At 68.3% G+C, this 11,090-nt stretch carries 14 protein-coding genes; 6 read left to right on the plus strand and 8 right to left on the minus strand.

The annotated features are described in order from the left end of the window. Positions 1-52: 52 nt before the first annotated feature. Entirely contained in the window at positions 53-463 is a 411-nt protein-coding gene (locus ACLJPX_RS19015) for a DUF6228 family protein (protein ID WP_410601279.1), read from the plus strand. Between the two features lie 80 nt (positions 464-543). Here ACLJPX_RS19015 and ACLJPX_RS19020 read toward each other — a convergent pair whose 3' ends face one another. The 5 genes from ACLJPX_RS19020 to ACLJPX_RS19040 all read right to left on the minus strand — a co-directional run bounded on the left by ACLJPX_RS19020 (position 544) and on the right by ACLJPX_RS19040 (position 6,046). After that, entirely contained in the window at positions 544-1,203 is a 660-nt protein-coding gene (locus ACLJPX_RS19020; protein WP_410601280.1) for a response regulator, read from the minus strand. After that, positions 1,200-2,393 (minus strand): sensor histidine kinase, encoded by a 1,194-nt coding sequence (locus ACLJPX_RS19025; RefSeq protein WP_410601281.1) that lies wholly within the window; start codon positions 2,391-2,393, stop codon positions 1,200-1,202. Before ACLJPX_RS19025 ends, ACLJPX_RS19020 begins: the two co-directional genes overlap by 4 nt. A gap of 93 nt (positions 2,394-2,486) precedes the next feature. Next, a complete protein-coding gene (locus ACLJPX_RS19030; RefSeq protein WP_410601282.1) occupies positions 2,487-3,938 on the minus strand; it encodes an alpha/beta hydrolase in 1,452 nt (483 codons plus the stop codon). Between the two features lie 141 nt (positions 3,939-4,079). Beyond that, positions 4,080-4,682, minus strand: a complete 603-nt coding sequence (locus ACLJPX_RS19035; RefSeq protein ID WP_410601283.1) for a TetR/AcrR family transcriptional regulator — start codon at positions 4,680-4,682, stop codon at positions 4,080-4,082. Between the two features lie 149 nt (positions 4,683-4,831). Continuing rightward, complete coding sequence (locus ACLJPX_RS19040) at positions 4,832-6,046, minus strand: saccharopine dehydrogenase family protein (RefSeq protein WP_410601284.1); 1,215 nt, start codon at positions 6,044-6,046, stop codon at positions 4,832-4,834. Between the two features lie 97 nt (positions 6,047-6,143). Here ACLJPX_RS19040 and ACLJPX_RS19045 point away from each other — a divergent pair, with 97 nt between their 5' ends. The 3 genes from ACLJPX_RS19045 (at position 6,144) to ACLJPX_RS19055 (ending at position 8,064) form a co-directional block, all read left to right on the plus strand. Further along, positions 6,144-6,677, plus strand: coding sequence for a TetR/AcrR family transcriptional regulator (locus ACLJPX_RS19045; RefSeq protein WP_410601285.1), 534 nt, complete (start codon positions 6,144-6,146; stop codon positions 6,675-6,677). A 10-nt stretch (positions 6,678-6,687) separates the two neighbouring features. Beyond that, entirely contained in the window at positions 6,688-7,065 is a 378-nt protein-coding gene (locus ACLJPX_RS19050; RefSeq protein WP_410601286.1) for a hypothetical protein, read from the plus strand. A gap of 390 nt (positions 7,066-7,455) precedes the next feature. Then, complete coding sequence (locus tag ACLJPX_RS19055) at positions 7,456-8,064, plus strand: hypothetical protein (RefSeq protein ID WP_410601287.1); 609 nt, start codon at positions 7,456-7,458, stop codon at positions 8,062-8,064. Here ACLJPX_RS19055 and ACLJPX_RS19060 read toward each other — a convergent pair. Then, positions 8,047-8,439: a MerR family transcriptional regulator gene (locus ACLJPX_RS19060; RefSeq protein ID WP_410601288.1), complete on the minus strand. Its 393-nt coding sequence runs from the start codon at positions 8,437-8,439 to the stop codon at positions 8,047-8,049. The two genes, ACLJPX_RS19055 and ACLJPX_RS19060, sit on opposite strands and share 18 nt — an antisense overlap. Positions 8,440-8,497: 58 nt before the next feature. Between ACLJPX_RS19060 and ACLJPX_RS19065 the strand changes: the two genes are divergently transcribed. Further along, a complete protein-coding gene (locus tag ACLJPX_RS19065) occupies positions 8,498-9,865 on the plus strand; it encodes an MFS transporter (protein ID WP_410601289.1) in 1,368 nt (455 codons plus the stop codon). A 48-nt stretch (positions 9,866-9,913) separates the two neighbouring features. Here ACLJPX_RS19065 and ACLJPX_RS19070 read toward each other — a convergent pair whose 3' ends face one another. Continuing rightward, positions 9,914-10,204, minus strand: coding sequence for a hypothetical protein (locus ACLJPX_RS19070; RefSeq protein WP_101607798.1), 291 nt, complete (start codon positions 10,202-10,204; stop codon positions 9,914-9,916). A 36-nt stretch (positions 10,205-10,240) separates the two neighbouring features. After that, positions 10,241-10,507 carry a hypothetical protein gene (locus tag ACLJPX_RS19075; RefSeq protein WP_410601290.1) on the minus strand — a complete coding sequence of 89 codons (267 nt, stop codon included), beginning with the start codon at positions 10,505-10,507 and terminating at the stop codon, positions 10,241-10,243. A 154-nt stretch (positions 10,508-10,661) separates the two neighbouring features. On the opposite strand from ACLJPX_RS19075, the gene ACLJPX_RS19080 reads away from it, so the two are divergent. Beyond that, positions 10,662-11,087, plus strand: coding sequence for an XRE family transcriptional regulator (locus ACLJPX_RS19080; RefSeq protein WP_410601291.1), 426 nt, complete (start codon positions 10,662-10,664; stop codon positions 11,085-11,087). Positions 11,088-11,090: the final 3 nt, after the last annotated feature.

Raw genomic sequence — 11,090 nt, forward strand, 5'->3', positions numbered from 1 at the left:
CATCATCTGAGGATGACAGTACCTCATCTGGGTCGTTTGCCATGATGGGCAGGTGAAGCAGGTGGTGATCGGCCTGGACGGGCACGCCCTCGTCCTGAGTGATGTCGTCCGCGGAGCCGGAGGAGAGATCTGGTCTGTCGGCGTCGAGGTCGTCGACACCGGACTGCGTGCGGAAAAGACCGTGGCGTCTCACTACGCCGTGGGCTTTGACGATCTCGTCGGGTTCTTCGCCGGAATGGCGGAAAACTGGCGCGGGTGGGCAGGTGACCGTGTTTACGAGTCTCTCGAGCACGATCTCCGGATTGTGGGACGACATCTCGGTAGCCGAGTCCGCCTGGTCGTCGAATTGGCCGAAGCGTCCGATCCCGATGGCTGGCGCGCCGAAGCGACCTTCACGATGGACGCGGGTGAACAGCTCAGCGCCGTCGCCGATGATCTCGCGGCACTCCTCGGAGTCGACTGACGTGATGGGTCACCAGTCGATCGGCGCCGCGAGGCGGGGTGCGCCCCGTGTCCGCGGTGCGAATGGCGCCCGGCCGGAGTTCACACTTGGCGTACCAAACCGGATTCCCAAGCCCACACGGCGATCTCGGTGCGGTTGCGAGCCGCGATCTTGCGCTGGATCGACGCGAGATGGGTTTTGACGGTGGACAGGGAGATCGTCAGCTCCGTAGCGATCTCGGCATTCGTCCGACCGCGTGCGATGGCCCGGGTGACGTCGAGTTCACGTTGGCTCAGGGCCGGGTCGGCGCGGCGGGCGCGACGCCTGATCGGGGAGCCGGTGAAGTGGGCGAGCAGCCGGGTGGTGATCGACGGCGACACCAGGGCTTCGCCGTTCGCGGCCGCGTGCACGGCTTCCACCAGCAGGCCGGGACCGGCGTCCTTGAGGAGGAAACCGCAGGCGCCGGAGCAGAGCGCCTCGTGCACCAGTTCGTCGAGGTCGAAGGTGGTGACGACCAGAACGCGTAACGGGTCCTTCACGTCGGGGCCCGCCAGTTGCCGGGTGGCGGTGAGGCCGTCGATCACCGGCATCCGGATGTCCATCAGCGTGACGTCCGGGCGGAGTTCGCGGGCCAGCGCCACCGCCTGCTCGCCGTTTTCCGCTTCGCCGACGACTTCGACTCCGGGCACGCGCTCCAGGATGAGCCGGAACCCCGTGCGCACCATGGCCTGGTCGTCGGCCAGCAGGACTCGCAGCGTCACTTGGCCGAGCCTCCTTCTCTGGGCCGGGCCGCCGCCGCTCCACCCGGGAGAGGCAGTTCGGCGAGGACCCGCCAGCCGCGCTCGCCGTGTTCACCGGCGGACAGCCTGCCATCGAGTGCCGCGATCCGCTCACCCATCCCGATCAGCCCGTAGCCGCCGGCCGATCGGCGTGCACGGCTCGGCCGCAGCCCGTCGTCGACGACCTCGACCCGGAGGTAGCGCTGGTCGTCGGCGGGCTCGACCGTGACGGTGATGACGCGGGCGTCCGCCGCGTGCTTGCGCACGTTCGTCAGTGACTCGAGCACCACACGGTGGACGGTCGACACCGTTTCCGGCGCGATCGCGAAGTCTGCCAACCCCGGTGCCAGTCGCAGGGTGACGCCTTCTTGTTCGCCTGCCGCGGCTTCGACGGTCTTCACCAGGTCCCTCGCGACGACGGGCGACGTGTGCCCGGGGTCGCGCAACATCATGACCAGGCGCCGCACCGCGGCGAGGGCTTCCGCGCCGGCGTGCTCGATCTCCTTGATCAGGTCATGTTCGGGACCGTCGGCCAGGACCACGCCGGCGGCTTGCGTCCGCACCACGACCCCGGTGATGTGATGGGCGACCAAGTCGTGCAGCTCTCTCGCCAATTCGAGCCGCTCCCGTTCCCGGGCGGCCACCAGCGCGGCCTCGCGACGGGCCTCGCCGTCGCGCAGGATCAGGCCGATCATGATGCTTCCGCCCCACAGCAACGCCCATAGAATCGCGACGGTCAGCGTTGTGGAGGAGTCGCCGTAGCGCAGGACCGGGGCGGCTGCCATCGCCAGGCCGCTGAGCACCGCGAGCACGCCGGCGAGACCGCGGGACACCCGGTGGCAGGCCGCTCCGGTCAGCAGCATCAACGCCAGGATCTCGGGATCACCGTCGATCTGCGCGGCGGGTTTCCCGAAGAAGCCCACGGCACTGCAGACCAGTGAAAGCCCGATCGCCGCGCCGGCCAGCGCCGCGGTCCGCTCCGGGAAACGGCGACGCAGCAGCGCGAGCACGACGATCACCACGCCCGCCGCGAAATAGAAGATCTCTCCCGGAGGAGCCGGGCCGCGCGGGATCAGCCGCCGGAGCAGCTGTTCGAGGTTCAACCCGACCAAGACCACGAACTCGGCGATCACCAGGCCACGGACCGGCCGCGCGGTGGTGGTCGGGAGCACCGGCTGTCCTTCCTGCTTCGTCGGGCGTTCAGGTGATCATCATGCCCTGGAACCACGGGTGGTGACGGACGACTGTCCGCCACCACCCGGCGATCAACGAGGCTCGGCCGCGCAAGCGAGATCGCGCTCCGGGCGCTGTCCCGTGGTCAGGAACGTGGTCGCCGCGGTGTCGGCGCAGTGATTCCCGATGTAGGGATAGACGCCGTGCCCGCCCGCGTCGACGGTGATCATCCGGGCCCGGTCCCCGAACGCCCGACGCAGGCGCTCGGCGCCGACCAGCGGCGTCGCGGGGTCTCGCTGGTTCTGCAGCATGAGGACGTTCGACGGGCCTCGGTCACCGATCCTCACCGGCGGTTCGGTGGGCGACGGCCAGAACGCGCAGGGCTGGACGTTGGCCCCGGCGGCGCCGAACATCGGGTGGCGGAGCCTGTCGAGTGCGACGGTGGCCTGATAGGTGCCCACCGACCGCGGCCAGCGTGAGTCGGCGCAGATCACGTGGTAGCGACCGGAGATCAGATTGTCCACATTGGACCCGTTGCCGCCGCCGAGCGGTGGGAGCGGCTGGCCGGTGTCGATGGCCTGCCAGATCTTGGCCACCAGTGGCTTTCCCGCGTCGCTGAACAGGAAGCCGTAGGTGAGCATCCGGAAGGTTGCGCCGTCGACGTCCTGCACGGGTTTCTTGTCCAGCCGCCCGGCGAGCTCGAAGTACTTGGCGGTGATCTGTTCGGGAGTGGAACCCAAGTGGTAGGTCCCGTCCTGCGCGGCGGCGAACTTCGCGAAGTCCGGGAAGCGGTCGTCGAAGCCCTGCGCGTAGAGCCTGTCGTTGGCGTAGTCCCAGCCGCCCGGATGGACGTTGCTGTCGAGGATGATCCTGTCGCCACGCTGCGGGAACAGCGTCGTGTACACGGCACCGAGGTAGGTGCCCCACGAGTAGCCGGCGAACGAAATCTTCTCCTCGCCGAGCGCCGCCCGGATCCGGTCCATGTCGCGCGCGATGTCGGCGGTACTGATGTGCGGCAGCATCCAGGAGGTCTTCGAGGCGACGCACTGCTGTGCGATGGCCTTCGACTGCTCGGCCCGCTTCGCCACGTCGGCGGCGTTGCGCGCGTACGGCGGGACGTTGCCCACCGCCTGCTGCTCCGGTGTCAGATCGCAGGTCACCGGGGTGCTGTGCCCGAGGCCGCGCGGATCGAAGCCGATCAGGTCGTAACTGTCCAGCACGCTCTGCGGAAGTTTCGCCGCGGCCAGCTCGGCCGGGAACTTCAGCCCCGGCGACGGTCCGCCCGGGTTGGTCAGCAGGACACCTCGGCGCTTCTCGGGGCTCTTGCTGGCCAGCCGAGAGATGGCGACGTCGATCTGACGGCCGCCGGGGTCCTTGTGGTCCAGTGGGACCTTGATCGTCGAGCATTCGAGGCCGGGTGCGGCGGAGTCGGCCGGACACGGCCCCCACCGCACCCCGCCCGGCGACGCTCCCGCCGGTACCCCGGCGAGCACCCCCGTCCCCAGGACGCCGATCGCGAGCGCGATGGACCACGTCTTTCCCATCCGATACCCCTCCTTCGAACGTCGCCCGATGACCGGTGACCGGCCACGAGCTGTGAGTGAATCCCATTCTGTTGGTCGGAGGGGTGGGCGCACATCGAGCCTGAGAACGGTTCCGGGCCGCTTCCGTACCGGTCAAAAGGACTAGGTCTGGTCCAAGGCCCGTTCGATCGCGCGGCGGGCCCGGCCGGCGGCCGCTCGGTCGTGTTGGAGTTGCATGGCCGCGTTCAGGGCGAGTCCGGCGGCGATGATCTCGAACAGCGCCTGGTCGATGTCGAATCCGGCGGGGAGCTCGCCGTTCTCCACCGCTGCGGCGAGGTCCGCCCTCAGTTGTCCTTGCCAGCGTGACCACACTTCGGCCACCGCGTCGCGGACGCGGCCGGGGCGGCCGTCGTACTCGGTGAGCGCCGCGGTCATCAGGCAGCCGCCGGGCAGCAGGGGTTCCTCCAGGTAGCCGACGGAGCCGGCGCAGACCACGCGCAGCCGCCGCAGACCGGGCGGCTCGGCGAGCGCGGGCTCGACCACTCGGTGCCAGAAGTCCACGAACGCCTTGTCCAGCGTGGAGATCTGCAGTGTCTCCTTCGTGCCGAAGTGCTTGTGCACGCCGGACTTGCTCATCTCCAGCTCCTCGGCGAGACGGCCGATGGTGATGCCGTCCAGCCCTTCCTCGGAGGCGATCTCGGCGGCCCGGACAAGGATCCGGCTCTTGGTGGCCTGCGCGTCGGCCGCTGAGCGTCGGGGTGACATGTCTTGAGGATAGCGTACGTGCGTACGCTAAATTCGACGGTGACCCGAAGGCGAAGGAGCGCGAGATGCGGGTGCGAAGGCTGGGCTGGGCCGGACTGGAGATCGAGGCGGGTGGTGAGCGGCTGGACCTGACCGCCTGACCGCGACGGTCACGCTGTCGCAGTTCTCGCCAATACCGCGCGGGCGTTGGCGAAGGCCGTGCGAAGCGCCTGCTCCGGTGCGGGATCCCAAGATCGGGTGGTCACGACCATGTCGTCCGGGTCGGGTGAGCCGAGGCAGTACGGTGCCAACGCGGAGAAGAAATCCGCTGGGGCGAGCGAACTCTCGGGAGTGTGCACGCCGGGTTCGGCGCTCGAGAGCAGTCCGAGCGCGACACCCAGGGGAATCCCGGTCACTTCCCCCATGGTGGTACCGGGTAGTTGCGCCAGCGCGCACCCGGCCGCGGCGGGCCGCCCGTGACGGGTTCCGTTGGCCAGCGCGAAGATCGGGGGCAGCCGCCCGGGCCCCAAGGTCCGTTCGAAGGTGCTCGGCAGCAAGCGTTCTGCCCGCTCGATGATCGCGGCGGCCCGGTGTGGTGACAGGATGCCCCGGTTCACGGCGGCACCGATCGCGGCCACCGCCGTCATCACGCCAGGCCCGGCGAAGGTGACATTGACGCTCGTCGTGCCGGGAAACGCGCGCGGGAGCGTGAGCGCCTCGGGATGGCCGAAGGTCCGCACGGTTCGCCGACCGACGCCGGGATAGTCGATCCGGACCGGTCGCAGCGGGCGTTCGTCGACGGCCCGGCCGTGCCGGGTGACGCGGATCGTCCCGGTGACCTGCTGGATGCCGTGCACCACCGCGGCGCTGGGTTTGCCGTCGGGAGTCGCTTCAGGCGGCGCTGCCTCAAGGCTCCACCCGGTGATGATCTCCTCGACGGTGTCCAATTGCGACGCGGCGAGAACGGCGAGCAGATTGGTGATCCCCGGGCTCGCGCCGATGCCGACCACCGCGGTGACCCCCGCCGAACGGGCGAGAGCGTCGAGTTCGAGCATCGGGGCGATCGGCTCCCAGTCGTCGCAGATGTCGAGGTAGGAGCACCCGGCGTCGATCGCGGCGCGCAGGATCGGTTCCCCGAAACGGAAGAACGGCCCGACGGTGTTGAGCACCACGTCGGTGTCGGCGAGAGCCGCCCGCAGCGCCGGCGTGTCGGTCACGTCCAAGGCCAGGCTGCGCACGCCGGGCCCCACGGCGGCCGCGGCGCGTTCGGCGCGGCCGCCGTCCAGGTCGGTCACGGTCAAATCGGTGACCTGCTCAAGGCCGGCCGCGACACGACAGGCGTACCTGCCCATGCCTCCGGCGCCGCCCAGTGCCAGTACTCGCATGCCTCGGCTCCCTGCTGATATATTTACTGTCGTGTCAGTCAATAAAGTAGGGCGGCCGAGCAAGGCCCGTCAACGCATGGGGGAGATCCTGCGGGCCATGACGGCGGTCGTGGCCCGTGACGGACTGGCGGGCATCACCATCGCCAACGTCGCCGCGGCGGCCGGGCTGCAGCGCACCCTTGTGCTGCACTACTTCGGCAGCCGCGACGAGCTGATGGCCTCCTTCATCACCACTGCCGTCGCCGAGTACGGCGATCGCATGGTCGGCGGCGACGGGCCCGAGCGCGAGCCGATCGAAGCGCGGCTGGACCGGCTGTTCGAACCCGGCACCTACCGCAGCCGCGAGGACTTGGTGATCTGGGCCGAACTGGTCGCCAAGGCGGCCAGGGACCAGACCGTCCGGCAGCGCCTGCACGAGTTGTGGACCGGCCGATGGCTACCCGAGATCGAGCGACAGCTCGGCCTCGCGTACCCGGACGCCGACGCCGAGCGTGTCGAGCAGGTCGCCTACGCCCTGGCCTGCCTGGTGGAAGCGCACTGGTACTTCCAGTTGCAGGGAGTCGACGACGACCGCAGGCGACGGCAGGCACAGCAAGCCGCCCGGACTCTGCTCACCACCCTCGGCGCCTAGTGTCTCGACGGTGAAGATCTGGACGGAGCCGCCTGCGAAGGCCGACGTCGAAGCCGTTGTCCGTCGCTACTTCGGCCTCTTGCGGGAGGGAAAGATCCCTGAAGCCGAACAACTCGTCGATCACACGTCGGTCAAGCACGTGCTCAAATCGCTCTGGACAGGTTCCGTCGGTGCGAGCCGTGATGCGGAGCCCGCTGCCGGCGAGTGGGAACGCGACTTGTCCTGGCTCGGCGATCTCGACCTGGGGAGCTTCGCCTGGGGTGACTCCGGCGGCAATCTGTACGTCGAGATCTCCTTTCGCGGGCAGAGGATCGAGGTGGCCTTGGGTTTCTGGGTCAAACCGGTCGATGACGGTTGGGTCGTCTCGGGACCGTCCACGCTCTGGTAGTCGTGAGTGGGGTTTCGAGTTCTGGTGGTGCCGTATTTGCCAGCCCACGGGATCCTGATGTCGTCTTGGTGAGCTTGTTCCGGTTGCCGATGTGGGCGAGTGTGGAGGATTCCGCACTACACCTTCACCCTGATCACGCGTAGGTAAGCGAACACCGGTCCGCTCCAGCCCGAAACGCCACTCACGACCGAAAGCCGCTGATCCCGGCCACCGTGAAAGGCCACACCAGCCTTTCCGGGGTGGCGCGAAAGCCACTTTCGCGACGTCTGGTGTCCCGAAAGTGGCTTTCGCGACACGACCGCTCGGCCCCGCCCGCGAACTCGCCACCTTCGCCTTACCTCGCGAAATAAGCGATGGTCCGGGTCGAACTCGGTGTGCCAGAGTGACGAAATGTCCACCAGGTTCACCGATCGCGATGAACCCCTGAGCTATCCGCTCACGGGGTCGGTTCTGGTGCGCTGCCCGCGATGTACCGGGCAGGCGGCGGCGACTCACTCGCGGGTGAGCTGCACGGGATGCGGCTATGCCAAAGTGGACGGACACCCCGGCGCCTCGATCGGCCAGGTGGAGTTCCGTGCTCACGGCCGCTGCCGGAACTGCGGGCGGTCGGTGACGCAGTGGCGAAAGCGATGGCGGCGTGCCGAGCCGCGCACCCTGCCGGTGTCCTGCCCCGGCTGCCGGACCGCGACCGAGCTACCCGTGTCGTCGACGTGGTCCCGCTCCGTTCCGGCGGTTCCCCGGTATCGCGGTCTGGAGCTGTGGCTGCAAACCCCGTGCAAGGGAGAGACCCTCTGGGCTTATCACGAACGCCACCTGGACTACTTGGAAAGGTATGTCGCGGCGGGACTTCGCGAGCAGGTGCCGAACCGGAACAGCAGTCTGGCCAGCCGCCTTCCGGCCTGGATCAAGTCGGCGAAAAACCGCGACGACGTCCTGCGTGCCTTGAGCCGAATGCGTGCTTCCTTGCCCGCCGGGGATACCTCAGCCGGCCTCGCGTAGTTGCGCGGCCGCCTGCTCGACCAAGGGTGGCGCGGTGGCGATGACCTGGTCAAGGGTGCTGCGGGCGGTGGTCAACTCGGTGATCGCGGCACTGAGTCTGGCGCGTTCGCGGTGCAGGTCCAGCAGGAGTTCAGGACAGTCGGCGATGAGTTGCCCGCCCTCGGAACCCATACAGGGCAACAGATCCGCGATCGTGGTGGTGGAAAGGCCCGCGGCGAGCAGATTGCGGATGTGTTCGACGGTGGTCACGTCCCCGTCGGTGTACACGCGGTAGCCGCTGGGGAGTCGCTCCGGCCGCAGCAGGCCTTGCTCCTCGTAGTAGCGCAGCAGACGCTGACTGACGCCGGTCCTGCGTTCCAGTTCGCTGATGCGCACGCCGCCTCCGAAATTCGCGCTTGACTTTCACATCTATGTGAGACTTTAGCGTCGCGGTATGTCCGACCGACAACTCCGAATCTCCGCCGGGCCCCGTGAATGGCTCGGCCTCGCCGTGCTCGTACTGCCGACCGCGTTGCTGTCCATGGACGCCACGGTCCTGTACCTGGCGCTTCCCAGTCTCGCCGCCGAACTGGACCCGAGCCCGGGCCAGCTGTTGTGGATCTCCGATGCCTACGGCTTCCTGGTCGCGGGTTTCCTCGTCACCATGGGCACACTGGGCGACCGCGTCGGAAGGCGCCGCCTGCTGCTGATCGGCGCCGCGGTCTTCCTGGTCATTTCGGTACTGGCGGCCTACGCGCCGTCTGCCGAGCTGCTCATCGTCGCCCGCGGGCTGCTCGGGATCGCCGGTGCGACTCTCATGCCGTCCACTCTCGCGCTGATCGGGAGCACGTTCCGTGATCCGCGCCAGCGGGGCGCCGCGATCGGGCTCTGGTCCGCCGGTCTGTCGGCGGGAGTGGCGCTCGGCCCGGTGGCCGGCGGGCTGCTGCTCGAATGGTTCTGGTGGGGTTCGGTGTTCCTGCTCGCCGTCCCGGTGATGATCCTGCTCCTGATCACCGGCCCGCTCCTGCTGCCGGAACAGCGTGACACCGAACTCGGGAAACTGGACCTGGCGAGTGTGGCCTTGTCCCTGGCGGCGGTGTTGCCGATCGTCTACGGCATCAAGCATCTCGCCGAAGGCGGATCGGCACTGCCGGGTGCGATCGCACTGCTGCTCGGTGGTGGTGCCGGGATCGTGTTCCTGCGACGGCAGCGGCAGCTGAGCCTCCCGCTGATCGACCTCCGGCTGTTCGCCGCGCGGCCGTTCCGCAACGCGCTGTTGATCCTGCTCGCCGCGCTTGCCTGCGTCGCCGGGGTCTATCTTTTCGCCGCGCTCTATCTCCAGCAGGTGACCGGGCTGTCACCCCTCGAGGCCGGTTTGTGGCTGGTGCCCTCCGCGGTGGCGATGGTGCTCACCTCGGTCGCGGCACCCGCAGTGGTTCGCCGGATGCCGGTTCACCGGTTGCTCGCTTGGTCACTGGCGGTGTCAGCGGCCGGCTTCTTCGTCTTGGCCTGGACTCCGGACGAGCAGGGGGTCGCGCCACTGGTCGCCGGACTCGTGCTGATCTACCTCGGTCTGGGGCCGGTGATGGCGCTGAGCACGGACATCGTGGTCAGCGCGGCGCCGCCCGAGCGGGCCGGTGCGGCGTCGGCGTTGTCGGAGACCAGTGTGGAATTCGGGCTGGCGCTCGGAGTGGCGGTGCTCGGCAGCATCGGCACCTTCGTGCAGCGCGGGCACGGCTTCACGCCGGGACTGGTCGTGGTCGCGGTGATCGGGGCGGTGGTGTTCCTCGGTCTCGCGGTCCTCGCCGGCCGGCGAGCTTGAGTGCCCGGCTCGGCCCGGAGTGCTCTCCGGGCCGAGCCGTCTCGCGAGCTACTTCGTGCAGTGGATCCCGGCTTCACCGCGGTACATCACGAAACTGATCTTCACCGAGTACAGGTGGATGGTCACGCACTGATCCGGCGTGTACCCGTAGACCGACGCGTGGTCGTAGGCCTGCTGCAGCGCCGTTCGCTTGGCCGACGCCGAGGTCTTCTCGACGGTCGTCCCAAGGAACGCACGGGTCTCCTGGACGCTCTCCGAGGCGCTCGCCACCGTCGGCGCGAGCGTCATGAGTCCTGCGAGGACCGCGGCCCCCGCGCCACGGGCGATCATTCTGGTCATACTTCCCTCTCCCTAGGTTCTTCGGCGAGTAGTGCGTCAGCGCTGGCAGTAGAGCCAGACGGTCGCGCTGTAGTAGCTCGTGTGAGACCGGACGTCGGCACTGCGCCGGTAACACTGCGAGTCCAGCCAGCCCGTGTTGCGCGCGAAGGTGCGGGCGACGCGTTCCGCCGACGTGATGGCGTCCGACGGGTACGGGCCGATGCCGGTGGCGTAGAAGTCCCCGGTCTCCACGGCGAGAGCCGGCGGCGCCGACACGGTCACCGCGGCCACCGCCAGGGCTGCTGCGGTCAGCAATTTCTTCATGAGAACTCCCCCTCCAGGTCGTCAGCCAACATTGACCGACATCCCTCAGTCATTCATCTCAGCTAACGTGGGAGACGTTATGGGAGCTTCTTGACGGTTGTCAATCCCAGATGAACAGAGAACCGGGTAGCGTTCATCTCAGCTAATGGAGGTGATGATGACCGAACCACGGGCGACCACGCTCACCGACCGGATCGACCGCCTCTTCCAGGTGGTCCGACGGCCCAACGGTGAGCAGTACAGTCACGAGGAGGTGGCGCGGGCCTGCCGGGAGAGCACCGGCGAGTCGTTCTCCGCCGCTTATCTCTGGCAACTGCGGACAGGCCGCAGGGACAACCCGACCAAACGGCACCTCGAAGCGCTCGCGGGGTTCTTCCAGGTGCCGCCCGCGTACTTCTTCGACGACGAGCAGGGGAGAGCTCTTGCCGAAGAGGTCGAGTTGCTGGGAGCTTTGCGCAACGTCGCCGTGCGGAACCTGGCGTTGCGTGCGGTGACGTTGTCCGAGGAGGGGCTCGGCACCGTGGCCGATATCGTCGAGGCGATCAAGCTGCGGGAGTCCAGGCGTAACCAGGGGGAGTAGCCA

The sequence above is a fragment of the Amycolatopsis sp. lyj-90 genome (assembly GCF_046549035.1).
In the GTDB taxonomy this organism is placed as follows: Bacteria; Actinomycetota; Actinomycetes; order Mycobacteriales; family Pseudonocardiaceae; genus Amycolatopsis.

Excerpts from the sequence above, each read along its gene's own strand:
- ACLJPX_RS19055 (WP_410601287.1), top strand. The coding sequence starts at position 7,456 with ATGTCCACCAGGTTCACCGATCGCGATGAACCCCTGAGCTATCCGCTC.
- ACLJPX_RS19075 (WP_410601290.1), bottom strand. The coding sequence starts at position 10,507 with ATGAAGAAATTGCTGACCGCAGCAGCCCTGGCGGTGGCCGCGGTGACC.
- ACLJPX_RS19045 (WP_410601285.1), top strand. The coding sequence starts at position 6,144 with ATGACGGCGGTCGTGGCCCGTGACGGACTGGCGGGCATCACCATCGCC.
- ACLJPX_RS19030 (WP_410601282.1), bottom strand. The coding sequence starts at position 3,938 with ATGGGAAAGACGTGGTCCATCGCGCTCGCGATCGGCGTCCTGGGGACG.
- ACLJPX_RS19080 (WP_410601291.1), top strand. The coding sequence starts at position 10,662 with ATGATGACCGAACCACGGGCGACCACGCTCACCGACCGGATCGACCGC.
- ACLJPX_RS19035 (WP_410601283.1), bottom strand. The coding sequence starts at position 4,682 with ATGTCACCCCGACGCTCAGCGGCCGACGCGCAGGCCACCAAGAGCCGG.
- ACLJPX_RS19065 (WP_410601289.1), top strand. The coding sequence starts at position 8,498 with ATGTCCGACCGACAACTCCGAATCTCCGCCGGGCCCCGTGAATGGCTC.
- ACLJPX_RS19070 (WP_101607798.1), bottom strand. The coding sequence starts at position 10,204 with ATGACCAGAATGATCGCCCGTGGCGCGGGGGCCGCGGTCCTCGCAGGA.
- ACLJPX_RS19040 (WP_410601284.1), bottom strand. The coding sequence starts at position 6,046 with ATGCGAGTACTGGCACTGGGCGGCGCCGGAGGCATGGGCAGGTACGCC.